The sequence below is a fragment of the Muribacter muris genome (assembly GCF_004569585.1).
In the GTDB taxonomy this organism is placed as follows: domain Bacteria; phylum Pseudomonadota; class Gammaproteobacteria; order Enterobacterales; family Pasteurellaceae; genus Muribacter; species Muribacter muris.
Genome location: NZ_SPPA01000009.1, coordinates 61,360 through 87,786 on the forward strand (window position 1 = coordinate 61,360; position 26,427 = coordinate 87,786).

The 26,427-nt window shown below is 40.1% G+C and carries 27 protein-coding genes and 1 pseudogene; 15 read left to right on the plus strand and 13 right to left on the minus strand.

Annotation, left to right across the window (positions count from 1 at the left end; all coding sequences use genetic code 11):
- The first annotated feature begins 121 nt into the window (after positions 1–121).
- Genes E4T80_RS05380 through E4T80_RS05395 form a run of 4 tightly spaced genes read left to right on the plus strand, consistent with a single transcriptional unit; the run spans position 122 to position 5,360 of the window.
- On the plus strand, positions 122–1,399 hold the full coding sequence (locus E4T80_RS05380) for a site-specific integrase (RefSeq protein ID WP_135055791.1): 1,278 nt from the start codon (positions 122–124) through the stop codon (positions 1,397–1,399).
- On the plus strand, positions 1,386–2,906 hold the full coding sequence (locus E4T80_RS05385) for a site-specific integrase (protein ID WP_194186314.1): 1,521 nt from the start codon (positions 1,386–1,388) through the stop codon (positions 2,904–2,906). Before E4T80_RS05380 ends, E4T80_RS05385 begins: the two co-directional genes overlap by 14 nt.
- Before the next feature lie 2 nt (positions 2,907–2,908).
- The gene (locus E4T80_RS05390) at positions 2,909–4,948 is read left to right on the plus strand and encodes an integrase (RefSeq protein ID WP_077478540.1); all 2,040 of its coding nucleotides are present in this window, start codon (positions 2,909–2,911) and stop codon (positions 4,946–4,948) included.
- Position 4,949: 1 nt separating this feature from the next.
- A complete protein-coding gene (locus E4T80_RS05395) occupies positions 4,950–5,360 on the plus strand; it encodes a hypothetical protein (RefSeq protein ID WP_005631033.1) in 411 nt (136 codons plus the stop codon).
- A gap of 49 nt (positions 5,361–5,409) precedes the next feature.
- On the opposite strand, the gene E4T80_RS05400 is transcribed toward E4T80_RS05395, so the two are convergent.
- Complete coding sequence (locus tag E4T80_RS05400; protein ID WP_233437163.1) at positions 5,410–6,108, minus strand: efflux RND transporter permease subunit; 699 nt, start codon at positions 6,106–6,108, stop codon at positions 5,410–5,412.
- A gap of 4 nt (positions 6,109–6,112) precedes the next feature.
- Between E4T80_RS05400 and E4T80_RS05405 the strand changes: the two genes are divergently transcribed.
- A complete protein-coding gene (locus E4T80_RS05405) occupies positions 6,113–6,868 on the plus strand; it encodes a zinc-dependent alcohol dehydrogenase family protein (protein WP_122983418.1) in 756 nt (251 codons plus the stop codon).
- 52 nt (positions 6,869–6,920) lie between these two features.
- Here the strand turns inward: E4T80_RS05405 and E4T80_RS13105 are convergent.
- Positions 6,921–7,280: pseudogene (locus E4T80_RS13105) on the minus strand (arsenical-resistance protein); the annotation flags it as partial.
- Positions 7,281–7,294: 14 nt separating this feature from the next.
- On the minus strand, positions 7,295–7,693 hold the full coding sequence (locus tag E4T80_RS05415; protein ID WP_010907411.1) for a Cd(II)/Pb(II)-responsive transcriptional regulator: 399 nt from the start codon (positions 7,691–7,693) through the stop codon (positions 7,295–7,297).
- A 72-nt stretch (positions 7,694–7,765) separates the two neighbouring features.
- Between E4T80_RS05415 and E4T80_RS05420 the strand changes: the two genes are divergently transcribed.
- Entirely contained in the window at positions 7,766–8,380 is a 615-nt protein-coding gene (locus tag E4T80_RS05420; protein WP_010907412.1) for a cation diffusion facilitator family transporter, read from the plus strand.
- An 83-nt stretch (positions 8,381–8,463) separates the two neighbouring features.
- On the opposite strand, the gene arsB is transcribed toward E4T80_RS05420, so the two are convergent.
- The 3 genes from arsB to E4T80_RS05435 all read right to left on the minus strand — a co-directional run bounded on the left by arsB (position 8,464) and on the right by E4T80_RS05435 (position 10,255).
- Positions 8,464–9,480: an ACR3 family arsenite efflux transporter gene (gene arsB, locus E4T80_RS05425; protein ID WP_047977622.1), complete on the minus strand. Its 1,017-nt coding sequence runs from the start codon at positions 9,478–9,480 to the stop codon at positions 8,464–8,466.
- Between the two features lie 3 nt (positions 9,481–9,483).
- The gene (gene arsC / locus E4T80_RS05430) at positions 9,484–9,888 is read right to left on the minus strand and encodes an arsenate reductase (glutaredoxin) (protein WP_047977621.1); all 405 of its coding nucleotides are present in this window, start codon (positions 9,886–9,888) and stop codon (positions 9,484–9,486) included.
- Positions 9,889–9,952: 64 nt separating this feature from the next.
- The gene (locus tag E4T80_RS05435; protein ID WP_014550505.1) at positions 9,953–10,255 is read right to left on the minus strand and encodes an ArsR/SmtB family transcription factor; all 303 of its coding nucleotides are present in this window, start codon (positions 10,253–10,255) and stop codon (positions 9,953–9,955) included.
- Positions 10,256–10,426: 171 nt separating this feature from the next.
- On the opposite strand from E4T80_RS05435, the gene E4T80_RS05440 reads away from it, so the two are divergent.
- Both E4T80_RS05440 and E4T80_RS05445 read left to right on the plus strand, forming a co-directional pair.
- Entirely contained in the window at positions 10,427–10,693 is a 267-nt protein-coding gene (locus E4T80_RS05440; RefSeq protein ID WP_228064781.1) for an alcohol dehydrogenase catalytic domain-containing protein, read from the plus strand.
- Positions 10,694–10,746: 53 nt separating this feature from the next.
- Positions 10,747–12,080, plus strand: a protein-coding gene (locus E4T80_RS05445; RefSeq protein ID WP_135055797.1) for an IS3 family transposase whose coding sequence is annotated in 2 segments (ribosomal slippage) — positions 10,747–11,200 and positions 11,200–12,080 — 1,335 coding nt in all. Because the reading frame shifts where the segments join, the coding sequence is not laid out codon by codon here.
- A gap of 319 nt (positions 12,081–12,399) precedes the next feature.
- Here the strand turns inward: E4T80_RS05445 and E4T80_RS05450 are convergent.
- The 3 genes from E4T80_RS05450 to E4T80_RS13110 all read right to left on the minus strand — a co-directional run bounded on the left by E4T80_RS05450 (position 12,400) and on the right by E4T80_RS13110 (position 15,232).
- Positions 12,400–13,947, minus strand: coding sequence for a multicopper oxidase family protein (locus tag E4T80_RS05450; RefSeq protein WP_135055800.1), 1,548 nt, complete (start codon positions 13,945–13,947; stop codon positions 12,400–12,402).
- Positions 13,948–13,958: 11 nt separating this feature from the next.
- A complete protein-coding gene (locus E4T80_RS05455) occupies positions 13,959–14,414 on the minus strand; it encodes a DUF411 domain-containing protein (RefSeq protein ID WP_077478543.1) in 456 nt (151 codons plus the stop codon).
- A gap of 179 nt (positions 14,415–14,593) precedes the next feature.
- Complete coding sequence (locus E4T80_RS13110; protein WP_228064783.1) at positions 14,594–15,232, minus strand: DUF6803 family protein; 639 nt, start codon at positions 15,230–15,232, stop codon at positions 14,594–14,596.
- A 24-nt stretch (positions 15,233–15,256) separates the two neighbouring features.
- Here E4T80_RS13110 and E4T80_RS13115 point away from each other — a divergent pair, with 24 nt between their 5' ends.
- The 3 genes from E4T80_RS13115 to E4T80_RS05485 all read left to right on the plus strand — a co-directional run bounded on the left by E4T80_RS13115 (position 15,257) and on the right by E4T80_RS05485 (position 17,330).
- On the plus strand, positions 15,257–15,862 hold the full coding sequence (locus E4T80_RS13115; protein ID WP_228064784.1) for an alpha/beta hydrolase: 606 nt from the start codon (positions 15,257–15,259) through the stop codon (positions 15,860–15,862).
- A 76-nt stretch (positions 15,863–15,938) separates the two neighbouring features.
- Complete coding sequence (locus E4T80_RS05480) at positions 15,939–16,184, plus strand: cupin domain-containing protein (protein ID WP_194186315.1); 246 nt, start codon at positions 15,939–15,941, stop codon at positions 16,182–16,184.
- Positions 16,185–16,187: 3 nt separating this feature from the next.
- On the plus strand, positions 16,188–17,330 hold the full coding sequence (locus tag E4T80_RS05485; protein ID WP_077473742.1) for an aldo/keto reductase: 1,143 nt from the start codon (positions 16,188–16,190) through the stop codon (positions 17,328–17,330).
- Between the two features lie 492 nt (positions 17,331–17,822).
- Here E4T80_RS05485 and hpf read toward each other — a convergent pair whose 3' ends face one another.
- Positions 17,823–18,146 (minus strand): ribosome hibernation-promoting factor, HPF/YfiA family, encoded by a 324-nt coding sequence (gene hpf, locus E4T80_RS05490; RefSeq protein WP_047977422.1) that lies wholly within the window; start codon positions 18,144–18,146, stop codon positions 17,823–17,825.
- A gap of 162 nt (positions 18,147–18,308) precedes the next feature.
- On the opposite strand from hpf, the gene E4T80_RS05495 reads away from it, so the two are divergent.
- The 4 genes from E4T80_RS05495 to E4T80_RS05510 are packed head-to-tail and all read left to right on the plus strand — an operon-like array spanning position 18,309 to position 20,673.
- Entirely contained in the window at positions 18,309–19,262 is a 954-nt protein-coding gene (locus E4T80_RS05495) for a Kdo(2)-lipid IV(A) acyltransferase (protein WP_135055806.1), read from the plus strand.
- A 29-nt stretch (positions 19,263–19,291) separates the two neighbouring features.
- Entirely contained in the window at positions 19,292–19,888 is a 597-nt protein-coding gene (rdgB, locus tag E4T80_RS05500) for an RdgB/HAM1 family non-canonical purine NTP pyrophosphatase (protein ID WP_135055809.1), read from the plus strand.
- Positions 19,889–19,897: 9 nt separating this feature from the next.
- Positions 19,898–20,218: a YbjQ family protein gene (locus E4T80_RS05505; protein ID WP_135055812.1), complete on the plus strand. Its 321-nt coding sequence runs from the start codon at positions 19,898–19,900 to the stop codon at positions 20,216–20,218.
- Positions 20,218–20,673: a YcgN family cysteine cluster protein gene (locus E4T80_RS05510; RefSeq protein ID WP_135055815.1), complete on the plus strand. Its 456-nt coding sequence runs from the start codon at positions 20,218–20,220 to the stop codon at positions 20,671–20,673. Before E4T80_RS05505 ends, E4T80_RS05510 begins: the two co-directional genes overlap by 1 nt.
- 189 nt (positions 20,674–20,862) lie before the next feature.
- Here the strand turns inward: E4T80_RS05510 and ispC are convergent, their stop codons facing one another.
- The 3 genes from ispC to E4T80_RS05525 all read right to left on the minus strand — a co-directional run bounded on the left by ispC (position 20,863) and on the right by E4T80_RS05525 (position 25,885).
- Positions 20,863–22,053 (minus strand): 1-deoxy-D-xylulose-5-phosphate reductoisomerase, encoded by a 1,191-nt coding sequence (gene ispC, locus E4T80_RS05515; protein ID WP_135055818.1) that lies wholly within the window; start codon positions 22,051–22,053, stop codon positions 20,863–20,865.
- Between the two features lie 11 nt (positions 22,054–22,064).
- A complete protein-coding gene (gene relA, locus E4T80_RS05520; protein ID WP_135055821.1) occupies positions 22,065–24,269 on the minus strand; it encodes a GTP diphosphokinase in 2,205 nt (734 codons plus the stop codon).
- Positions 24,270–24,460: 191 nt separating this feature from the next.
- Positions 24,461–25,885, minus strand: coding sequence for a surface lipoprotein assembly modifier (locus E4T80_RS05525; protein WP_135055824.1), 1,425 nt, complete (start codon positions 25,883–25,885; stop codon positions 24,461–24,463).
- Positions 25,886–26,427 lie beyond the last annotated feature (542 nt).

Genomic DNA, 26,427 nt, shown 5'->3' on the forward strand with positions numbered 1-26,427 from the left:
AAAATATATATAAGTGCAGAGAGTTCTTTAATAATAAGGGCTCTCTTTTTTTACATTTATTTTGACATTTTTTGTTGTTTTTGTTAGTATTTATATATAATTTTATGTAAATTAAAAGATTATGTATAGATTAGAAACAACTCTTTTTACAAATGGAGAGCGCTTTCCTTTGTTGATTAATAAGGACACTGGTATTCCTGATTTTTATTCAACCTTATGGGTTACAGTAGAGTTACGAAATCAATCGGCAGTAAACACAATTAGAAATAAACTAGTAACTATACAATGGTTAATAAATTGGGAAAAAAAGAATCAACTTGCTATTAGTGATTTAATTCATCAAGAAATAATCTTATCTGAAAATCAATTAGAATCTCTTATTCAACATATGAGGTTAAATGTAATAAAACAGAAAAGTAAGAATATTGCGAAAAAGGTATTGATAAAAGATAAAGCTCAGTTTATTGATATCTACTCATCTGTTTCTTTAAGTCACCAATATAATAGGCTTACTACCCTTTCAGAATATATATTGTTTCTTTCTAAAATAATTTGTGTATCTGATGAATATCTAGAAAAATTGAATAGGTTACTTACTTTAATTAAAGTATCAAGGCCACAAAATCATAAAACATTATCTATACAGCCAGAAAGTGAGTTACCTGATGGATTATTAGATGAATTTATGTCCATTGCTAATTCTTCTCATCCTAATAATCCATTTCAAGATATAGGTATCAAAAAAAGAAATCACTTAATGTTTATCTTATTAAAAAAACTAGGTATAAGACGTGGAGAACTTTTATCAATCCAGATTCCATTTATTGAGATAGGAACAGCTAGACCATCTATTTTAATTAGACGAACTCATGACGATAAGTTTGACTCAAGAAAAATACAGGCTGTGAGTAAAACAAAAGAAAGACGACTCCCTATTTCACAAAGTATAGCTAAACTTATTGATGACTATATTATGAATTATCGTTCTAAAATTCCTAATGCAAATAAACACCCATATTTATTTGTAACTCATCGAAAAGGAAAAACTCAAGGAAGTCCAATTAGTACAAGTTCATTTGATAATGTTATTGTACCAACAATGAAAAAAGTAGATCCTAAGTTCTCTATAATTCATCCACATATTTTCCGTCATGAATGGAATTTAGATTTTTCACAAAAAATAGATAAGAATAACCAACGTGTGAATAATGATTCTTCACATAAAGACTTTATTTCTCCTGAAAAAGAAGCAAAAATGAGACAGCATCTCATGGGCCATACATCAGAAAAATCAGGGAATATCTACAATCAACGTTATATTAAAGAAAAAGCTAATAAAATATTATTAGAGCTTCAAGCCGAGTTTCAGAAAAAGGTTGATGATTATGAATCAGAATAAACGTTTTAGACAGTCAAGAGATGGATATGCATTTGATGAAAATGAAAATTCGTGGCATATAAGTAAAGATAAAACAATTAATTTTTCTCAACAAATATTAAACATAAATAAAAAAACATTAGAAGGATTCAGAAAAACATTAGCTGTATATGCTGAAAAATATTCAAGTTATCATGTATCTCACATGTATCAACAGTTTCAACGATTAGTAATTTCAACTAATCTAAAGAACATCGATGTATCAACAATATTGAATTGGAAAGATAAATTAGGAAAAGAATATGAATGGTATTTAGGAGCGTTAAAAGGTTTTTTACTATCATGGTATGAGTATGGCTATTATGGAATTGATAAATCTGTTGTATCGCTGCTAGAAAGCTTTACTTTGAGTGGAAATGATAAAGGTAAATCAGTATTAATGAGATGCCCTTATACAAGAGCATTTACCGAAAATGAAATTTTGGCTTTAATGGCTGAACTAGCTAGACTTTGGAGAGAAGATTTTATTTCATTTGAAACATACGCATATATTCACTTACTTCAAGCTACCGCTAGAAGACCTATTCAAATACGCCATTTAAAATTTGAAGATCTAAGAAAGGAAATTTCTCAAGGAACATGGAATTATTTTCTAAATATCCCTAGTGCAAAAAAGAGAGGCGGATTATTTAGAGAAACTTTTAAAAAGCTTGCTATCACAGAGGATTTATATTTAATTCTCCTAAATTTTATAGAATATCAATATAATAAATTGCTTAGTATGGTTGATGAAGATTCTATTTCTGGGTTTAAAATGAAATTACCAATGTTTATCGATTGGAATTGTTTGAAGAGGAATATAAAAAATAGGAATTTTGATCTTTCATTATTAGATAAAGATATTTTTCATTATTCAGCTTCTTCATTAGAGCAAAATACATTACGAAAATTCTGTATTCACCAAAAAGCAATTTCAGAACGAACAGGTGAAATTATTCATATAACAGCAAGACGTTTTCGCCATACAAGAGGAACAAATCTAGGGAGAAAAGGAGTTGGAGCGACAATCATTGCGGAGCTTTTAGATCACACAGATACGCAAAATGTAAAAGTTTACACAGAAAATACAGCCGATACAGTGCAATACATTGATCGTGTTATGGGAGCTGAAATGGGAAAACTGGCTCAAGCGTTTACTGGTAGAATTATTTCTAATTTAAATGAAAGTGAGAGAGGATATGATCCAACATCTTTAATAACTAATGACGGAGTAGATACTATAGGTGCATGTGGAACAAATGATTTTTGTATAACTGGCTATGAAACTTGTTATTTATGCCCTAAATTTAGACCTTTGGTTGATGGGCCACATCAACAAATATTAAATAAGCTATATAAAGAAAAAGAAGAGCGTTTAAAACGAACTAAAAGTATAGATTATGCATCCTCTAAAGATCGTATTATATTGGCTGTTGAATATGTTGTTCAAGCGTGTAATGAAATGAAAAAAACTATGGAAGCTCATTAATCATGAATAACCCAATTTTTTTCCAAGTATATGAGAGTCCAGAATCTAGTTTAGAAAATTTTATCACTTTCTGTAAAAATCAACTTACAGCCTTCGGAAGTGATTGTTGGGAAAATAATCAATGGAGAGATACTTTTAATCTTCACAACATTCAAGTTCGTTTTTCCACCGATAGAGTTAAATCTACATCGTATCAATATGAACCGTTATCTGAACCATTCATTGAATTTGCCAAAGCCTATATTCGTTATACTTATTCTCTAAATCCTATTCGTAATTTAGCCCGACATATTGAATCTTTACGTATAGTTGAAATAGCTCTTTATAAGATTAAAGGAAAGGCTGACATACTTCAGCTTGATTATTTAGTTATTCATGAAGTAGAAAATATCGTATCAAAAAAATATAAAAAAGGTACGAAATCAGTCAATAAATTAGGTTATCAAATTCAAAAATTATTTGATTTTTGCAGAGAAAATAAAATTACACCTCAACTACCTTTATGGAAAAATCCTTATAAACGCCCTAGAGATTTAACGATATTACTTGACGAAAGAGGAAAAGAATACCGTTCAAGTAAAATGCCAACAGATGAAGAAATGATGTTGGTTGCTAAACTCTTTCATGATGCACCAAATTTAGATAAAGAAACTGAATATTATACAGCAGTTATGGCCCTACTTATGGTTGCTCCATCTCGTTGCTCTGAGTTGATGTCTTTATCTGTTAATTGCTTAGAATGGGAAGAAGATAGCTTAGGAAACAAGCAATTAGGTATTCGATGGATACCTGCAAAAAATGGAAAAGAGGGTTTGAAATGGGTTCCTAGTAGCATGCAAGATGTGATTATTGAAGCTGTCAAACGTTTAACAAATATAGGAGCTTTAGCAAGAAATGCAGCAAAGTTTGCGGAAGAAAATCCTAATACGTTGATGATATCCGATCAAGACGTACAATTATCCCCTTATTTATCTCAAAAGCCTTTAACTGAAATAGAAATAGGTAAGGCTTTAGGATTTAATGGAAAGTATGGGATTAGAACTAAGTGGTTTAAAAAATTAATGAAGGAAAATGATTTTGTTATCACTTATGATGTTTTAGGGAAATACTTATACGAAAAATATACCTCAAAATTTAATTACTGGCCATATATCGATAAAAATAAAAATGTTAAGGCTTCTGAAGCTTTGTTATTGTTCAGAGAAAATGAATTTCATGATGATTTTCCCCCTAAAAAATTTTCTTTTGTATTACCAACAGTGAATCATATTAATGATAGATTTTGCTATTCGGAAACACGTCCTAAAACGTCATTATGGGAAAAGCATTGCATAGGTACATCTAAAGGAGAATTTATTAGATTACCATCGCATAATGCAAGGCATTGGTTGAGTACAAAAGCTGAGCGAGGTGGAATGGATGAATTAACTTTAGCTAATTGGGCAGGCAGAGCTAGAGTGGCAGATAATAAAGCTTATGATCACAGGACAGAAGAAGAAAAAAGTGAGGCAGTTCGAGATTTACTCATTCCTGAGGATATTTCAATATTAGACAAAATTCATTTAAATCTTCCTATTACCTATGAAGACTTAGGTAAAGACAGAATTGGAGTTGCAACGATAACAGAAATAGGTATTTGTGAACATGATTATGCGATGTCTCCATGTTCTCGTCATGGTGATTGTGAAACATGTAAAGAGCTTATTTGTATTAAAGGATTAGAGTCTTCTTTAGAAATATTAAAGCAACGTGAGACTCAATTAACCGAGCAATTTAATAAAGCCAAAGAACACCATAAAATAGGTGTTTTTGGTGCAGATCGTTGGATAAGTAACCTAGGATGGAGATTAACACATATAAAAACTAAAATTAAGTTCTTAGAAAATAGTGAAATCCCAAATGGATCATTATTAAGAATGCCTGATGAGTACGACCCTTCTCCAGTTAAATTAGCTTTACAGGAAAAGGGAATGGATATAGATCTTCAAAAGCCTGAAACAGCTAGATTAGACGATGATTTATATAGACTAATGGAGTTATAGTATGCCTAAAATTCTTATCACAGAGGAAAATTTAGAAGATATAATCATGTTGATTAATACTTGGGAGGGTAAATTAACATGGGATTTACTTTGTTCTGAAGTTTCACAACTATTGAATATTAAAAGCATTGAAAGACAATCACTAGCTAATTATAGTGATATACAAAAGGCTTTTAGTACACGGAAACAAAGAATAAAAGAAAACTCTAAAGCTAATCCTCAACCAAATGTAACGATAGATTATTTGCAAAAACAAGTAAATAATTTAAAGGCTCAAGTACAACGATTGGAAGAAATCAATGAGCAATACAAGCAAAAATTCATTGTATGGCAGTATAATGCATATATGCATGGAATGACAGAAGATAAGCTAAATAAGCCACTTATTGCAGTTAATCGCCAGCATCGATAAAGAGATACCGTTTGAAATTTAAATTTCAAACAGTATTTTTTCAAAAAGATTATCCTTCTCTTCTTGGGATTCTATCCTCCGGTGTTACTGATGTTAATTTGGCTAATTTCGGGGCTAGCCATTCTCTGAGGTCATCCATTAAGGAATAAACTACAGGCACAAATACTAGGCTCAACAAGGTTGAGGCGATTAAACCACAAATGACAGCGATTGCCATAGGTGCTCTAAATGCCGCGCCTGCACCGCTGGCAAACACGGCCGGGATCATTCCCGCTACCATTGCAATGGTGGTCATTAAAATCGGGCGGACACGTTCCGAACCCGATTGAATTAAGGCTTGATGGCGTATCATTCCTTGTTGACGTTTTTCTATCACGAAGTCCACCAGCAAAATGGAGTTTTTAGTTACGATGCCCATTAACATCAAAATGCCGATCACAGAAGACATATCCAACGCTGCACCGTAGGCGAGCAAGCCAACTGCTGCGCCGCCAATAGAGAGCGGAAGTGCGGTCAAAATGGTAAGCAGTTGCAAGAAATCCTTGAACAACAATACCAGCACTAACAACACCATCGCTACGCCAGACGCCATAGCAAAGCCGAATTGGCTGAACATTTCGTCCATCATTTCCGCATCGCCCGATGATGGCACGCGCACGCCGTCAGGCAGGTTTTGCATTATCTGTAGCTCGTTGATTTGAGATAATGCGGTGCCGATGGTTTGCCCTAAGGCTAAATCTGCTTCCACTGCAATGCAGCGTTCACGGTCGAAACGCTCTAAACTTGCCGATGAATATCGGCAACGATACGGCACTTATGGCGAGCTCGTGAATATGCCTGTTCACGCAGTGGTAAAACACCCTGAAAATCTGACGATGGAGCAAGCGGCTGCCAGTTGGATGATGTTTGTAACCGCATACGGCGGTTTGATTGAATTTGGCAAGGTGCAAAAAGGCGATTTTGTTGTATTGGGCGGAGCGACCAGCTCGGTAGGCATTGCCGCCATTCAAATCGCCAAAATGCAAGGGGCAAACGTGATTGCTCTGTCTCGCACGCACGCCAAAGGCGATGTGCTTTTACAGAAAGGGGCGGATTTTGTGATTGCCACCAAAGAAGATGACGTTACGGCTAAATTACTAGAAATTACAAACGGCAAAGGCGTGAATTTGGTGTTCGACCCTGTGGGTGGCAAAGAAGCAGCAAAAATTATCAACGCAATGACACAAGACGGCAAATACATCATCTACGGTGCATTAAGCCACGATGATATCGCCGTGCCTGTGTTCCCAATTTTAGGCAAACACTTAACCGTGCGAGGCTATGAATTGTTTGAAATCACTACCGTACCAGAAAAACTCGCTCAAGCGAAAAAATTCGTGTTTGACGGCTTAGCAAGCGGTCAATTAAAACCAGAAATTGACAAAGTTTTTGCTTTTGATGAAATGGCGGAAGCTCACCGTTATATGGAAAGCAATGCACAGATTGGGAAGATTTTGGTAAAGGTTTGATTGTTTTAAGGTAAATATGCCGTCTGAAAAATAAGTTTCAGACGGCACATCGTTATTTTACCTGCCGATTAAGCCACCACACTAGCGAGAGCATCACAGGCACTTCCACCAGCACACCGACCACCGTTGCCAATGCCGCCCCCGAGTGCAAACCGAACAAAGAAATTGCCACCGCCAATTCAAAAAAATTACTCGTGCCAATCAAGCACGCAGGGGCGGAAATTTCGTGTGGTAATTTGAGCTATTTTGCCAAAACGTGAGCCAAGGCAAAAATGCCGTAAGTCTGTGCCAGCAAGGGAATGGCAATCAGCAAAATAATCAAGGGATTGGCAATAATGGTTTGGGTTTAAAAGGCAAACAGCAACACCACCGTCAAAATCAAACCCATAATGGAAAAAGGTTTCAGGCTGCCTGAAAAATATTCCGCTATTCTTTTTCTTTAATACCTTGAATAATCTGACACTTATCAACTGTTTTATTTTCACAACCCACAAATTGCATTAGAAAAGTTTTAACTTGTTGTAGTTCTGTGATTTGTTCGTCCAAATATGCCAAATGTTGCTCGGCAAGTGCATTGATTTCATTGCATTGTTTGTTAGGCGTTTGTTGTAATTGCAACAGCGTTTTGATGTTACTTAAAGAAAGACCGATATTACGGCAAGTTTTAATAAAGCGTAATTGTTCTAACTGATTTTCATCAAACACACGATAGCCGTTTTGTTGATGTGTAGGGGCGATTAAGCCTTGTTTTTCATAATAACGAATGGTTTCCAAATGTACGCCTGTTTGTTCACTGGCTTGTTTTATTTTAAAAAATTTTGACATTTTGGCTTGACCCTGTAATGACTACGGAGTTTATAGTATAGGAAATTTCATCTTAAAACAGGAGCAAAAAAAATGGCGTGCCAAAATTGTTGTGGTTCAAATCAGCCCATTCATCAATCGCCCAAGTACAAAAAAGCCTTGTGGATTGTCTTGATATTAAATTTATCAATGTTTTTTGTGGAAATTGTGATGGGGGTTAAATCAGGTTCAACTTCGCTGTTGTCGGACAGTTTGGATTTCTTGGGCGACAGTGCCAATTATTTGATAAGTTTGATTGTTTTGCCAATGGCGTTAAGTTACCGAGCCAAAGCATCTATGGTTAAGGGGCTAACGATGGGCGGTTTTGGTTTATTTATTTTAATGACAACCATTTATCGTGTGTTTTATGGGGAAATGCCCAGTTATTCTGAAATGAGCATTGTGGGATTTTTGGCGTTATTGATCAATGTGTCGGCATTGTTGATATTATTAAAATTTCGTGATGGCGACAGCAATGTCCGCAGTGTGTGGGTGTGTTCCCGAAACGATGCGATTGGTAATGTGGCGGTAATTTTGGCGGGTATGGCAGTTTATTTTTTTCAATCAAAATATCCTGATTTAATTGTGGCGTTTGTTTTGGCATTTTTGGCATTACAAGCCAGTCAAGAAATCATCAAAAGGGCTTGGGCGGAATTAAAAGTCAGTTAATTTAAAACACCGTTTGGATTGATGTTCAAGCGGTGTTTTTATTTTTAAATTTTGCAAAATAACTTTCAGGGTGCCTGAAAAACCTACACCCCTTTATTCCCCAGCGATTTTCGGTTTATCCACCACACCAGCGAGAGCATCACAGGCACTTCCACCAGCACACCGACCACCGTTGCCAATGCCGCCCCAGAATGCAAACCGAACAAAGAAATTGCCACCGCTACCGCCAATTCAAAAAAATTACTCGTGCCAATCAAGCACGCAGGGGCGGAAATTTCGTGTGGTAATTTGAGCCATTTTGCCAAAACGTGAGCCAAGGCAAAAATGCCGTAAGTCTGTGCCAGCAGGGGAATAGCAATCAGCAGAATAATCAAAGGGTTGGCAATAATGGTTTGGGCTTGAAAGGCGAATAGCAACACCACCGTCAAAATCAAGCCCATCACGGAAAAGGGTTTTAGGCTGCCTGAAAATTGTGCCACCGATTTACCCGATTTTTGTAAATAAGAGCGGGTAAGCCAGCCTGCCAGCAAGGGCAACAGCACATACAAAACCGTGCTTAAAATCAAGGTATTCCACGGAATTTCTATGTCGCTTACGCCGAGCAATACGCCTGCAATCGGGGCATACGCCACAATCATAATCAAATCATTGACCGAAACCTGCACCAAAGTGTAATTGGGGTCGCCTTTGACCAGTTGCGACCACACAAACACCATTGCCGTACACGGTGCCACACCCAGCAAAATCATGCCGGCAATGTATTCTTGTGCCGACTGTGCGTCCACCCAACCTGCAAAAAACACCCGAAAAAACAACCAGCCGAACACCGCCATCGTAAACGGCTTGACCAACCAGTTGATAAATAAGGTTAAAAATAAGCCCTTTGGTTTTTTGCCCACGTCTTTGATTGCCGACCAATCAATCTGAATCATCATCGGATAAATCATCAGCCAAATCAGTATCGCCACAGGCAAATTCACATGAGCCACTTCCAAAGATGCAACCCATTGAAATACATTGGGCAACCAAACACCCAAAACCACGCCCAGCACAATCGCCAACGCCACCCAAAGGCTTAAAAAACGTTCAAACAACCCCATGATTTACTCCTTATGATTAATAATTTCGCCGTCTTCTTTGACAAACGGGATCGCAAAAGGCGGTAAAAATGCCAAAACTGTTTCGGACGGACGGCATAATTTCACGCCTTTTTCGCTCACCACAATCGGACGATTGATTAAAATCGGTTCACGAAGCATGGCGGAAATGAGTTCGTCATCGCTTAACTTTTCGTTTTGCAAACCAAGCGTTTCATACGGCACTACATTCGTCCTAAGTAACTGGCGGGGCGTGATGCCCATGCGTTTGATTAAATTACGCAAAGTCGTTTCACTTGGCGGATTTTTCAAATATTCAATCACTTGTGGCTCAATACCAGCGTGGCGGATGAGTGCCAGCACATTGCGTGAAGTACCGCAGTTTGGGTTGTGATAAATGGTAATGTTCATAGTTACTCCAATCTTTCAAGAAATATAGAAATATTTGGCAATAATTTTTCAGGCTGCCTGAAAATCACTGGCAAGATTCGCCTGTTTGAGAACAGCAGTTTTGGGTCAGAAAATGGGTCAATGCCATCATCAAATCCAGCTCGGCAAAATAACGCATGTGCCGTCCTTCCTGCACCACACGCACAAGCCCCGAATGCAACAGGCTTTTTAGATGAAAAGACACATTATTCGGGGCAAGGTTAAGCTGTTTTGCCAAGTCGCCAGCAATCATGCCAGTACTGCCTGCGGCGGTAAGTTGTTGAAAAATCGCCAGTCTTATCGGAGAAGACAGGCTCTCAAAGAGTTTGCTTGCTTGTATCGTATTCATAGGCGTAATTATAACAAGAAATTTCAATATTTCAAGTGTGATTGAAATGTTTTTTAATTGTCCGAAGCCACCTTTCCAAATCCAAAAAACCACTTCCCATTTTTCGCTATTCTTATCCTAATTTCAATACATTAAAATACGCTCATTCCATTTCATAAATAAGGTAAAAAAATGACCAAACAAATCCAATTTACAAAAACAGGTTCGCCTGATGTCCTGCAAATCGTTGATGTACAAATCCCCGCCCCAAAATCGGGCGAAGTGCAAATCCAAATGCACGCTTTGGGACTAAACCGTGCCGAGATGATGTATCGGGAAGGGGCGTATGTGATTGACTCTGTGTTCCCTGCGACTTTGGGTTATGCAGGGGCAGGCGTGGTCGTGGCGGTGGGCGATGACGCTGGCGAATTTCAAATCGGCGACAAAGTGAGCGTCTGATCTGCACCCCAAAAGTTGGACTAAAAACCAACTGATTAAGGTGCAGATTTTTTATGACGAAATACAACCAATCTTTCAAACAAGAAGTGATCGCATTTTTTCTCCAAAACGGGAAAAATTGCTCACTCACTCGCCAGCAATTTCAGCTTAAAGCCTCCACGCTACGTCGTTGGATTTCGCAATATAACTATAATGGAATCAATAGTTTAGCCGTACTGGGTAAGAAGCAAAAATATTCCCCAGAATTTAAATTAACCGTCATACAAGCGGTCAAAAAGGGGCAATTTTCTGCAGAAAGTGCTTGTCTGCATTTTGGTATTGCTAATTCAGGGGTGATTAGCCAGTGGTTGCAAGCCTTTGAAAAACAAGGTATAAACGGCTTATTTCCAAAGCCGAAAGGACGACCAGCAATGAAACCGAAATACCCGAAAATGCCTCCCCCCCCCAAAACCGAAGAAGAACGCTTGCGTTATCGGATTTTGGAACTGGAAGCGGAGAATGCTTACCTAAAAAAGTTGCGGGAACTCAACCAAGCAAAAATGCGGAAAAAGTAGCCATCATGAAAATGTTGAGGGTAAATTTTTCCTTGGAAATATTACTCCATTTAACAGGTTTAAAACGCTGTTCATTCTTTTATCATTTACAGCTTAAAATTGATAAAAATGTGGCAATTAGGCAGGAAATTGTTGAGATTTATCGCAAAAATGACGGCAATTATGGCTATCGTCGTATTACGTTAGCATTGCGAAAAATGTTCGGTGCAATTAACCATAAGCGTGTGCAAGCGATAATGCAACAGCTTGATTTAAAAGGAAAATGTAAGCAGAGAAAATATCGTTCTTACAAAGGCGAAGTGGGTAAAATTGCCGAGAATTTATTGCGACAGGATTTTCACACAAACGCTCCAAATGAAAAGCTCGTCACGGATATTACCGAGTTTAAATGTGCGGAAGGCAAACTTTATCTTTCGCCGATTAAGGACTTATTTAATGGCGAAATTATCGCCTATGACCTTGCCCGAAGCCCAAACTTTGAGCAAATAATGCGAATGATGAAACAAGCTGTCGCAAAGCTCCCGCAAGGAGCAAGCCTGATTTTACATTCCGACCAAGGATGGCAATATCAGATGGCAGGTTATCAGGCGATATTGAAACAAAATGGCATCGTGCAAAGTATGTCAAGAAAAGGAAATTGCTTGGATAACAGTGCGATGGAAAGCTTTTTCGGGCGATTGAAGACGGAATGTTATTTTGGTAAACGATTTGAAACATTTGAGCAACTCGAACAAACTATTCACAAATATATTCATTATTACAATCACGAGCGTATTCAAGTGAGACTAAAAGGGCTAAGCCCTGTGCAATACAGAACTCAGTCCTTGAATTAACGTAGTCTAACTTTTTGGGGGCAGATCAATAATTAAATTTTGTAAAAATAAATCATAAAAAACCAAGAGAAGAAAATACTCACTTTTATTAAAGCATCAAGACCATAAAATATTATCTATATAACCGGAAAGTGAATTACCAGATAGGTTATTAAATAAGTTCATATGTAGCCACTGTTATCGGTGTATTGGTTGAAGTGCCTGTGATGCTCTCACTTGTTGCGTTGTTAAACCGTTGGAATAAATAATGACAAGCAGAGGGATTTTCGCAATTTACAAATTTTCACGAAAATCCCTCTATTTTTATAGTTAGATACCACTATTCCACTTTAAACATCCCCATCATACCGAGATTTTCATGTTCTAAAATATGGCAATGGTACATTTTCAACCCAGTATGTCCTTGCTTAAAGCGAATAATCACTTTTTCATAAGGGCGTAAATTAACCACATCTTTTAACGCTCTGCCTTCTGGCTTAAAGGTTTTACCGTTTAACGTATGTTGAATTACTTCAAATTGAGTGCCGTGTAAATGGAATGGATGATCCATATGGCTTTCATTGAAGATTTCCCACTGTTCCACTTCATTCAATTTGGTAACAAAATCAATACGGTTCATATCAAAGGTTTGACCGTTGATTAAGAACATACCATTCATCATTGGTGGAATAGGGTTGTCCGTTGGTGTTGTAGTAGCGTGATGTGTACCGTGATTCATCATCGGCATATTCGTATGGTTCATCATTTTTTCACTAAAGCGAATTTGGCGAACCTGCTTTGGCTCATCCCAGTTAGGCAAGGACCTTAAGCTTTCAGGTAACTGAACAGGTTCTGATTTCACCTGAATTGTGGCTAAAGTGAGATCTTTAGGCTGTTCTTGAACCATCATCTTACGGCGATCATAATAACCGCTTTGTAAATTGACTGTTCCTTGCGTTTCACCCACCATAATCACTTCAACGCGTTCGGCTGGTGTAAGTAGCAGTTCATCAACAGGCGAGCGAGGTTTTTCAAGTAAACCACCTTCGGTACCCACCACAATCCATTTCACCCCTGGAATGTTTAAACGAAAATAACGAGCGCTAGTGGCATTCCAAAGACGGATTCGTTCATTCGTTTTCACTTGAATCTGGGGCTGATATTGACCGTTGATTAACACAAATTCACCCTCACGACCGTTCATCCAATCTAACATCGTGTTTGCTGGAATGGTGCCATCGGCATTTAAACGCAGATCGGAAATCACCCAATGTTGTTCAGGAAGGTGTGCAAGCGGATCATTTTTCGCTTTAACAACGAAAGTGCCTGCTAAGCCTTTATAGACTTGTTCGGAAACATGGTCATGTGGATGAGGGTGGTACCAATATGTCCCAGCACTGCCTTGAGGTAGCGTAAAGCGATAGACTTTTTTCCCTTGCGGTTCAACCATATCCATCGGGTTACCATCCGCCTCATTTGGTACATCTAAGCCGTGCCAATGTACTGTTGAGGGTTGTGGTAGGTGATTGATAAATTCAATTTCTACGGTGTCGCCTTCAAATACTTCAATTTGTGGCCCTGGTAGTTGTCCGTTATAAGCCCAAAATTCCGTTTCTTTATTGTCTGTGAGGCGAATTTTAATTGGCTCTGCTTTTAAAGTGGCTTTGAATAGCCCTGCTTGAGTCGATTGATTAGCAAGTTTTGGCAATATCCCATTAAGCGATAAACCTGAAGGCATTGCCTCAGTTGGCATTAGGCCAGTAGGTACTGAATGCATCATCGCCATATTGCCATGTTGTGCGTGGTTCATCATATTCGCAAGGCTATAAAGCGAGCTACTGGCTAAGCTAATTCCAATTCCATAACGTAAAAAATCTCGACGTTTCATTCTTTCACCCCCTATTGGTTATAGGATTTGAACACTTCACTTTCACCGTTTTTCTTAATTAAAACAACATCATAAGGATCTTTGCGTCCGCCGTATGCTTCACCGTCCATACCTGGTGAACCAATCGGCATGCCAGGTGCGGACAAGCCAACTGCATCGGGTTTTTCTGCGAGTAAACGTTTGATATCCTCAGCAGGTACATGTCCTTCAATCACATAGCCATCAATCACTGCCGTGTGGCAAGAGGCGTGTTCATTTTTAATGTTAAAGCGCTTATGAGCATCATAATTGCCTGTTTCGTTGACTTTAATCTCAAAACCGTTTTTCTGCATATAGCTGATCCATTCATTACAACAGCCACAAGTCTGGCTTTTCCACACTTCCATAGAAAGTGTTTGTGCTTGAGCACAAGCGGTTATCCCTAAACTTAAAAGCAACAATGAGCGGGTGAATTTATGTAATTTCATAAGATGTCCTTATTTTTATTGAGATGGAATGGCGCAATGTTAAAGCTTGACCTAGGGTTAAGGTCAAGTAATCTGAAAAAATTCTATCATTTGAAAATTTTTCTCAAAATCCTACTGCTTGTAGTAGAGATATGCCAACGTACCATCCACTATTATTTTTTAAAATGTGATCAGAATTATTATTTATGATGTTCTGAATGACCACCTTGAGTATTCGGCATATTCATATTAGGGTTCATTTCTTGATGCTTCTTCATCATTTCTTCAGGCGTTATTTCGCCCGTCATCATTTGGTTGTGCATTTCTGTCATTTGTTTAGCATCCATTTGCATTGAATGAGTCATTGCTGGTGTAGTGGGTTGATAGCCTGCTGAAATAGGATCTGCCATGCCAAAGATCATAGCAAAGTGACTCACAAATAAGAAAATCACAAGATAAACCGCATGTAATTTAATTTTTGCACTATCCACGAGATTTTTATGAATAACTTTTAATTCCATGAGTAAAATAATAAAAATAGGAAAGGTAGCTAATAATAGTGATGCAATTGATGCGATATCTACCCAACCACGCCATTCAGTAATAGTCGGTACGATAATAAAACCAACATAAGCGGCTACAATCGTGTAATAAACACCGAGCACAACACTTAAAATTTTATTCCAATGTTTCCAATGATTATTAGTGTTGTCTTTATAGAATAAGGCAAAAAATTCCGTTGCAACAAGCAATTCTCCAATAATCATTGGAATGACCATAAATAAAATAAGGTTCCAAGGCGAGGCAGCTAATAGCTCCATATAATGTGTCATAATCATTTTTTTACTCCTAAGTTTGATTAATTGTCTATCGGTGCATTGGGAATTTGTGGTGGCGATGGCTACACCTTTGCAACGGCACAAAGCGACAAACGCATTAAGAGCGTAGCCACAGTGAGCTTATTTAATACAGATTTGGTGCGCAGTAATGGTATGAATGACAGTGCGGTGGCGACTATTCAAGAGCGTTTAAAACAAGTGGCTGAAGCGCGTACTTTAGAAAGCAAAGGCGATGTGCAATATAGTGCCAATACGGATTTAACCAAAATTACTGATGAACAAATCGCTCAAATGCCGGCTGGATTGTATCGTGAAGGATTTGAATATTACGGAAAAACCCATTTCCACCCAAATTCAACACCACGCTACACCACCAGCAGCCTATTGGATTTAATGACGTGGGATGCAACCAACCAAGCAGAATTGATTGATCAACCGTTGTTGATGATTGCAGGTTCAGCCGCAGACACCCGTTATATGACGGAACAAGCCTTTGCCAAAGCCACAGGCACAAAAAATAAAGAGTTGGTTTTAATTGACGGAGCAAGCCATATCGAAACCTACTGGAAACCTGAATATGTAAAACAAATCAGCGAAAAATTGACAGGGTTCTTTGGTAAAAATCTGTAACCCGCTTTACCTAGCACGAGCTGTGCTAGGTTCTTTAATCCTAGCCCCTCTGGGGCTAAATTGAGAAGAAGATCTTATGAAAAAAACTGTCCTTTTTTCCACCGCACTTGCTTTCACTACTTCGTCTGCTTTGGCGGAACAAATCATTACGCCTTATACGCAACATCAATGGACGGCTGCACCGAGCGATCATTTTTCGGGGGATGCTCGTTTTACCAGACTGCCTGAAATTCCGAACAGCCCGGACGGTTCGGCGATTGTAGAGTTTCAAGCCGGCACCATTACCGATTGGCATAGCCATATTCTTTTTGGACAGGAGTAAAAAATGGTTAATCAATCTAAACGTGATTTATTAAAAACGGGCGGTTTAACCGTATTAGCGTTGAGTTTAGGCGGAACGGCGGTATCTGCCGTTGCCAATACCGCAAAATCAAATAAGGTCTCTTCTCAAGATAAAATCCCAAGTCAGCGTAAACTGGGGAATTTAACGGTTTCTTCGTTGGGTTTAGGTTGTCAAGGATTGGGACAAAATATGTACGGTGTACCGCAACCAAGTCGTGAGCAGGCGGTACGATTGGTGCGTCAAGCCTTTGATCACGGTGTAACCTTCTTTGACACCGCCGAAGCCTACGGACCGTTTGAAAGTGAACGTGTGATGGGCGAAGGCATTAAATCGTTTCGTGATCAAATTGTTCTTGCCACCAAATTCGGTTGGGACATTGATCAGCAAACAGGTAAACGCACAGGTGGGTTAAACAGTCACCCTGAGCATATCAAACAAGTGGTGGACGGTATGTTAAAACGCTTACAAACCGACCGTATTGACTTACTCTATCAACACCGTGTTGATCCCAATGTGCCGATTGAAGAGGTGGCTGGCGCTATTCAAGATTTAATGAAACAAGGCAAAGTTTTGAATTGGGGCTTGTCGGAAGCAGGCGAGAAAACCATTCGCAAGGCACACGCTATTCAGCCTTTAACCGCCGTACAAAGCGAATACTCGTTGTTTTTCCGTGGTCGTGAAAAAGATGTCATTCCCGTTTGTGAAGAATTAGGGATTGGGTTTGTGCCTTGGTCGCCGCTGGCAATGGGAGCATTGGCTGGTTATGTGGACGAGAACAGCCGTTTTGAGGCTGATCCAAGCAAAGATTTGCGTGGTATTATCCCACGCTTTACACCCGAAGCGATGCAACAAAATGTGAAGTTAATCCAGCTTGTGCAAAAATGGGCAAAACGCAAACTTTGTACGCCTGCACAGCTTTCTTTGGCCTGGCTAATGGCACAGAAAGCGTTTATCGCGCCAATTCCTGGGACGAGCAAAGCCCGTCATTTGTTGGATAATTTAGGCGCAGACGATGTGAAATTTACCGCAGAAGAATTGGCGCAATTCCGCCAAGAATTAGAAGCCATTGAAATTGTCGGCTTGCGTTTGCCTGAAGCAATTTTGAATTTTTCAGAAGCGAAATAGTTTTCAGATACCTGAAAAAGTCGTAAATAAAAATTCTTTCTTACAGCGGTCGTTTTCATAAAATCCTTTGAAAAACGATCGCACTTTTTCTTGAATATGTAGCAAGATTAGTGGAAGATTTATCGAAATTGAAAGATATTGGGAAAAGGGTAAAACTGGAATCAGACAGATGATTAGGCAAAACGCTATAGTCAATAAGTGTAAAAATGGCATAATCAACTCAATGAATTTATGGACAAATATTATCTGTTTGGTATTTTATAGTAAGTACATTGTGTAAAAATAAAATCTGAAATTTAGTCTTTTTATACTTTATTTTTACGTACTCATACTTCAATCTGGGAAACTTAATATTTAATTAATTGATTTAAAAGAATTTTATAATTTACATCCCTAAGTGATATAGAAACAACCATTTTAAGTGGTGCCTTATAAATACCGAATAATAAATAAGCCCGGTTGTCAAGCTGGGCTTATTACGTTGAATTAGGGTTATTGTTCGTTTAAGGTTTTAAGACTCTCATTTGCCCGGCGGGCTTCGCCTTTATGTTTTTGTTTATTGAGTTGGGTTTCTAATTTTTGTTCGACATCGTTAATCGCCTGATAGAGATCTTCGTTTTGTGCTTTGGCGAATAAATCTCCGACAGGTGTGCCGATCGCGGCTTCTACTTCATAGCCGTTCGGAAGCTTGTGGATCATAAAATGCGGGTTAATCAACTGAGTTTGCCATTTGTTCAGTTTCGCCAAACGCTCTTCAATATGGTTGCGGATTGCCGGTGTAACATCCATTTGTTTGCTTGAAATGTTGATTGTCATAGCATTTTCCTCTTGTTGATGACGATTTCATATAACCTCAAGTTATGCCTTTTGGCGCATAATTTCAAGCTGAAAAACCGGGTAAAACGTAAAAATTTGATCTAGTTAACACTTTTTTAGCGTTATTGATTATAATCTCTGCTGATATTAAAGAGGAACAAGATGGAAAACGAGAAACGATTACCGCCGTTTCAACGGGCGTTCTTACACCCGAAATATTGGGGATTATGGCTCGCTGTCGGGCTATTTCGACTGATGCTGTGTTTGCCTTATCCGATATTGGTCAAAATCGGCATTGGTTTGGGGAAACTGTTTGGTGCGTTAAAATTTGGAAAACGGCGAATGGCAATCGCCCGCCGTAACCTTGAATTGTGCTTTCCCGATTATTCTAATGCACAAATTGAGGCGATTTTGAGAGAAAACCAACTCTCTGTCGGAATGGCGATTATTGAAACGGGAATGGCGTGGTTTTGGTCGGATAAACGTATTCTCAAATGGTCAAAAGTGGAAGGTTTAGAGCACCTTAACCAACCGGCAGATAGCGGGGTGATTTTTGTCGGCGTACATTTTTTGACGTTAGAGTTGGGGGCAAGAATTGTGGGGTTGCACCATCAAGGCATCGGGGTGTATCGCCCGAATGATAATCCGCTACTAGACTGGATTCAGTTCCGTGGGCGAGTACGCTCCAATAAAGCAATGCTCGACCGCAAAGATTTACGGGGAATGATTAAAGCACTGCGGGCAGGCGAAACAATTTGGTATGCGCCGGATCACGATTATGGGCGCAAAAACAGTGTATTTGTGCCGTTTTTTGCCGTGCAGCAGGCGTGTACGACAGCCGGTTCACGAATGTTGTTACGCTCTGCGCCGAAAAGCGTTGTCGTGCCTTTTACACCGATGCGAAATGCCGATTTTTCCGGCTATACGGTAAAAATTAGCCCTCCGGTTGATTTTTCTGCCTGTGAAAATGAAGTAGATACTGCCACTCGAATGAATAGATTGGTTGAGGCGGAAATTATGCAGGCGCAGAGTCAGTATATGTGGCTGCACCGTCGCTTTAAAACCCGCCCAAATGAAAATGACCCGATTTTATACGACAGCAAGCGGTCGGATTAGAGCCAAAATTGGCAAAACGGAGTGAGAAGATGAAAAAAATCAAAGTTGTATTGGCAACAAGCAATGCAGGAAAAGTGAGAGAAATGGCGGACGTACTGTCCGCATTTGGCTTTGAAGTGGTCGCTCAAAGCGAATTTGGGATTATAAGCCCTGACGAAACAGGATTGACCTTTGTCGAAAATGCGTTAATCAAAGCCCGTTATGCCAGTAAAATCAGCGGCTTACCGGCGATAGCCGATGATTCAGGCTTAGCCGTGCAAGCGTTAGGTGGTGCACCGGGGTTATATTCTGCGCGTTATGCGGGGGTAGAGGGCGATGATGCGGCAAATCGGCAAAAATTGCTCAAAGCATTGGAAAATGTGCCGTACGATAATAGACAGGCAAAATTTGTGAGCTGTATCGTTTTTTTACAGCACGAAAACGATCCGACCCCCAAAATTGCAATGGGTGAGTGTGCCGGTTCAATTTTGACGGAAGAAAAAGGATCAAACGGTTTTGGCTACGATGCGCTATTCTTTTATCCACCGAAACAATGCAGTTTTGCCGAACTGGAGACAGCGGAAAAGAAACGTATTTCGCATCGTGCAATGGCATTACAATCTCTGAAACAACAACTCTCTCAATAAGGAAGCTCAATGATTATTACCACCACGCCTACGATTGAAGGCAAACAAATTATCGAATACAAAGGCTTAGTTTTTGGAGAAGTCGTGTCCGGCGCAAACATTGTGCGGGATTTTTTTGCGGGTATCACCGACATTATCGGCGGACGTTCGGGTATGTATGAAAGTAAGCTCAACAGCTCTCGCCAAGAAGCCTTGCAAGAATTAGCGGACGAGGCAAGAAAAAAAGGTGCAAATGCCGTTGTCGGCGTATCTATTGATTATCAATCAATAGGCGGAAACAAAGGTATGTTCATTGTTGTGGCAACAGGCACTGCGGTGGTTGTACGATAATGTTGCAAAAAAACGCAACGATCTCCCCGCTTTTTTGGCAAACGAAATCATTGCTTGAAATGAATGAAGCGGAATGGGAAGCCCTATGCGATGGCTGTGGCAAATGTTGCTATCGCAAATATATTCAAGGGAGAGGAAAGCGGGAGCGGCTTTATTACACCCGCATTGCGTGCAATCTATTGGACGTTGAAACGGGCAAGTGCACCAATTATCCCAATCGCTTCCAACTGGAAACGGATTGTACCAAACTCACCAAGAAAAACCTGCCGGATTTTAGCTGGCTACCAAAAACCTGCGCTTACCGCTTGATTTATGAAGGTAAACCGCTATTCGATTGGCATCCGTTGATTTCTAATAATCCCGATTCCGTCAAACAAGCCAATATTTTGATTGCAAACGGTATTCACGAAAAAGATGTTATTGATTGGTTCGAATGGGTGATTGAAGAGGCTTAAAATCGGAATTTAGAAAGAGAGAGTTATTGTAGATGAGGATTAGCACTGTAATGGTCTAGTCCTTGTGTGATCCCAAGTGATAACTAAATAATTTGGTTGAAAGAAATTGCGGTAGAGCTTTGACGGATAAGGCTCTACCGTTTTTTTGTATATAGAGGATTTTATAATCCCACTATTATCTAATTTAGCCTAAACCGATAAAATAGCCTGTTGCGCGAGTTCTCTAGCCAGTTTGTCGATATGGATCACATCGGCAATTTCTCTGACTTGAATCGGGGCGATATTTTCAACGACTGTGCGGTTGATGCTGGCAATATCGGTAAAGCGGATAGCGTTATTCAGAAAAGCGGCTACGGCTACTTCATTGGCGGCATTCATTGCGGTAGTGGCGTATTGCCCTTCGGCAAAGGCATCAATCGCTAATTTTAAGTTCGGATAACGGGCAAAATCCGGCTCAATAAAGGTCAGTTGGTTGAGTTTGAAAAAATCTAGCGGTTCAACACCCGCTGAAATGCGGTTTGGATATGCCATTGTATGTGCAATCGGGGTTCGCATATCGGGATTACCCATTTGAGCGATTACGCTGCCGTCAATATAACGAACCATTGAGTGAATAATTGATTGCGGGTGAATGATGATTTCCATTTCGTCCGCACTGGCATTAAACAACCAGCGTGCTTCGATATATTCCAACCCTTTATTCATCATTGTGGCGGAGTCCACCGAGATTTTCTGCCCCATTGACCAATTCGGGTGGGCAACCGCTTGGGCGGGAGTAATGGTGGCAAATTCGTCTAAAGGCTTGGTACGGAAAGGGCCGCCTGAACCGGTTAAGATGATTTTGCTCACGCCTAATTCTGCAAGCGGGCAGAAGCCGACTTTATTTTGCGCATCGGGCGGCAGAGATTGGAATATTGCATTATGCTCGCTATCCACCGGCAATAATTTTGCGCCGGATTGGCGGGCTTCATCAATGAAAATTTGTCCGCAAGTTACCAAACTCTCTTTGTTTGCGAGTAAAACCTGTTTGCCGGCTTTCACGGCAGCTAATGTCGGCAATAAACCGGCTGCCCCCACAATCGCCGCCATTACCATATCCACGTCTTGATGCGCAGATAGTTCACAGATCGCTTTTTGCCCTATCAATACTTCACTGTTGATCTTTAATTGGCGAAGATTATCGGCTAATTGCTTGGCAGCAGTAGGATCGTCCATTGCGACAAATTCGGGCTGGAATTGTTGGCATTGCTCGGTCATCAAGGTAACATTTTTGCCGCCGACCAATCCAAAGACGTGGTATTGGCTCGGATTATGTGCGACCACGGAGAGCGTGCTTTTGCCAATCGAACCGGTTGAACCTAAAATCACCAATTTTTTCATTTTTATTTCCTTTAATTTGACAAGCGTTTTGCTTCGATCACATCATCTAACTGGAGGATACGGGCGGTCAATTTGCTTAGCAGTTGGATATTATTCAATTCGACTTCCACATCAATGGTGGCAATGCGCCGTTTCGTGTCGGTACGGCTGGAAACGCCCAGTACGTTAATTTTTTCGTTTGCCATAATAGCACTGACATCACGCAATAAACCGTTGCGATCGTTTGCAATCACACGGATCGTCAGACTAAAGCCGGTGGCATAATGCTCACCCCATTCGGCATCGACCACCCGTTCCGGACTGTTACTTTGTAAATCAAACAGTTGTTCGCAATCGGCTCGGTGAATGGAAATCCCTCGCCCTTGCGTGATATAGCCAACAATGTCATCACCGGGGATTGGTTGGCAGCAGCGGGCGATATGATGCATTAGATTGCCGACCCCCTCAACCACAATAAAGCCGTTTTTGTGCGGTTTTGGGCTTTGGTTTTTGTTTGCCACTTGCTTCAACACCGCTTCATCGGCTTGCTCGGCAGTGGTTTTGACCAGTTTGTTTTGCAAATAGTGCATTAGCTGGTTGAGACGGATATCGCCACCGCCAATGCTGGCATAGAGATCGTCAAGCTGTTTTAAATTATAGCGGGGCAAGGCAAACTCTTCGATCTGTTTATAGTTAAACTGATATTTCGCCATTTCCGCTTCCAGCATTTCTTTGCCGATCGGAATGTGCTTTTCCCGATCCAATTTTTTAAACCACGCAATAATTTTGGAGCGGGCTTTGGCAGTATTCACAAAGCCTTGATTTGGATTGAGCCAATCTCGGCTTGGATTTGGATTTTTTTGGGTGATGATTTCAACCTGATCCCCCATTTGCAGAATATAGGTAAAGGGTACGATTCTGCCGGCGACTTTCGCACCGATGCATCGATGCCCGATTTCACTGTGAATCGCATAGGCGAAATCAAGAGAGGTGGCATTATTCGGCAGATCAACGACATCGCCTTTCGGGGTAAATACATACACCCGATCATCAAAAACTTGTGAGCGCATTTCCGCCAACACATCACCGGAATCGGCAATATCTTTTTGCCAATCCAACAGTTTGCGTAACCAGACGATTTTCTCTTCGTAACCGGAACGACCTGCCGCCGCCCCCTCTTTATATTTCCAGTGCGCCGCTACGCCTAATTCGGCATCATCGTGCATTTTTTGAGTGCGGATCTGTACTTCAATAGGTTTATCGCCCTTGCCTAAAACAACGGTATGAATGGATTGGTAGCCGTTCGGTTTCGGGTTGGAAATATAGTCGTCGAAATGTTCCGCTAAATGCGGGTATTGGGTATGGACAACGCCGAGTGCCGTGTAGCAATCTTCAAGGGTCGGGACAATAATCCGCACGGCACGCACATCAAATAACTGGTTGAATGTTAAATGCTTTTTCTGCATTTTTTTCCAAATGCTATAAATGTGTTTCGGGCGTCCGTAAACCTGGACTTCCGACAATTCGTCTTTTAAGCAAGCGGTCAGATCGGCGACAAAATTAGCAATATATTTTTCCCGATCGAGCCGCCGTTCCGCCAAGTCATATTTGGCAATTTGACGGTATTCTTTGGGGTGCAAGGCTCGGAAACAGTAATCTTCCAATTCCCATTTGAGCTGACCGATGCCCAGGCGGTTCGCCAACGGTGCATAGATATGGGAACACTCTTTGGCGGCAAGTACCAGATCTTCTTCGCTGCAACGTTCCACATCTCGCAGATAAACAATCCGCTCGGCGAGTTTGATTACCACGCAGCGGAAATCGTCCACCATCGCCAGTAACATTCGGCGGATATTGTCGATTTGCAGATCAGAAGTGTGGCTGGCGTTGAGCTGGCGGATATTATCCATTTCAAGCACGCCTTTGACCAAATTTTTGACCTGATTGCCGAAATGCTCTTTGACTTGCACCAAATCGATAATATGCTGCTTGACTAACGGAAAAAGTAGGGCGGCGATGAGGCTGTCATCATCCATATTCAGCCCGTGCAGAATTTCGACCATTTCAATGCCGTACCACATTAAGTGGAACTGGTCGGTGTCCAATTTTTCCTGCGCGTACTGCCAAGCGCTCTGTAATTCCTCAAAAGTAATCGGCGACATCTTCAAAGCCGCACTCCAACTAGCCAATTCAAAATTGGTCGGATCGAGTAGGTGTGAGCGGCGAATAGCAACCATAAGTCCTCCTGAGTACAGAATAGCAAGGGGTTCTTGACAGATTTTGACAATCTTAAATTGAGAAGGGATTATAGCCCAAAATACACCAAAAAGCCTGCAATTTTGGGATTTTGCAAAAATTTACAAAATTAGCCAGTGAGGGACTAAATAAAAAACGGGGATAACAATCTCCCCATTTTTGACTGTAATGTTTAGAAGTTTTTCTCGATCGACACAAATACTTCGCTGGTTTTGCGTGAATAAAATTCAGGAATGTTGCTATCAATGTTACGGTAACGATAATTCAATTTTGGGATAAATCCTTTCCATTGCAACTTGTTATGCCAAACTGCTGCATTAATGCTATATTCCTTATCTTGCCGCTTTTTCATCGGGAAATAAAAATTTTCCGCCCGAAAATCACGTTTTACGTAGCGTCCGCTTAAACGCATTGCAAAATGCTTTATTTGCCATATAGTGCCAATATTGATCCCTCTACGCAGTGAAGATTCCGCTTTATCTTTACTTCGATCAACACTTCCTTCAATACCGCCAAATAACAACCAATTCGGTTTGGCTTGATAGCTAAATGAAAGGGTTACACTATTAATATCGCCATTGTGTCGGCGGGCAACATTGGTTTCTGCATAGCGTTTTTGGGTATGAGAAAGTGAACCGGATACCGACCAACGAGCGGTCAGTTCTTGATGAAAATTTGCAGTTACACCATAATTTTGACTATAACGGGGTGAGCCTAACCAATTTTGTTCAAAAAATGGCATAACTCCGAAAGATTGTAAGGCTGATCGATAACGATAACCTAACGCAGCATACAATGATTTTTCGTTGTAATCTTGATTATCCCAAAAATGTACACCATTCAGATAGCTATTGAAGGCAATAAAATGATTTCCTGCAATATTCACTTCACGATTTAGCCCTATGCCATAACGAAAGCCGTGCGCCTTTTGTGGCAAGGACTCCTTGTCTTTTCGAAAACGGAGTCCGCCAAGTATAATCTCTTGTTGAGCGGAGGCATTATTTACATTATCCGTTTGTGTGTACTGTAATTCAGCATCCACTTGCCAGCTTTGACGTGCTTCTATTTCGTGTAAATAACGTTGTGCTAAGCCTTGCATTTGTGGGGATAAATCAGGCATTGCCTGTTCAAGAGCGATTCTCGCTTGGCGATATTGCTTGTTTTCAAATAACATCACTCCTAAATCAAAGCGTGGATAAGCTAGAGTTGGATTTTCATTGACGATTTGTTGATAAAGGGAAATGGCTTCAGGGTATAGGCGTTCGGCACGAAGCATTGCCCCTTTGGCATAGCGGTAAAGGATAACATCATAGCGCGTTTGTTCTTGATATAAGGGTAATAACCGTTTCAATAATCCCCATTGCTGATTAACTACGCCATAATTAATCAATTTCTCAAGTTTTGTTTGCACTGAATCCCCTTCGTTTAGAGCAATTTGAGGCGTTGAAAGTGCGGTGGATTTTTGTGGCGTTTTTAGCTGAGGCGTATCCGTTTTTGGCACACCTGTCTCTTCAAAGAAAATCGGTTGAGGTGTATGAATGGTTTGAGCTTGAGAAATAAAGGGAACAAGCGGTAGAAAATAAGCAAATTTTTTCATAATAAATAGACAAAAGAGCGGTATTGTTTCGCAAACACAAAAATATCATTTCAAGTAGGGACACACTGAGCGCGTCCCTACAGAACAACTAAAATTAAGTTTGTGCAATTGCTATATAATGGAACAAAAGAATGCCGTCTAAATTGCTTTAAACGGCATTTGTTAAGGGGTAAAGATTATTTTTGGATCTCGCCACGAGTGCCGCCGAAGCCGATGTCAATACCAAACTTTCCAGAAGGATCTTTTGGGGAAACATCTGGTAGATCTTGTAAGAGATTTTCTGAAGATCCATTTGTATATCCAGTAGTAGTATGAAATACATCAGATAATTTTTTAATCGCATTGTCTAGTGGAGTTTGAACTAAAGCTCCGATCCCTGCAATTTCTTCGGCATTTGGACCGTAGAAGAATAATTTGTAGAAGATCAGATTAAATCTGACAAATCACAATAAAAAGTGAGCGTTTCCCGTTTAGAATATGAGTGTCAAATTCAATCTAAACAAAAAAGGAAACGCTCATGTTTTATTCTAACAACCCTCTCA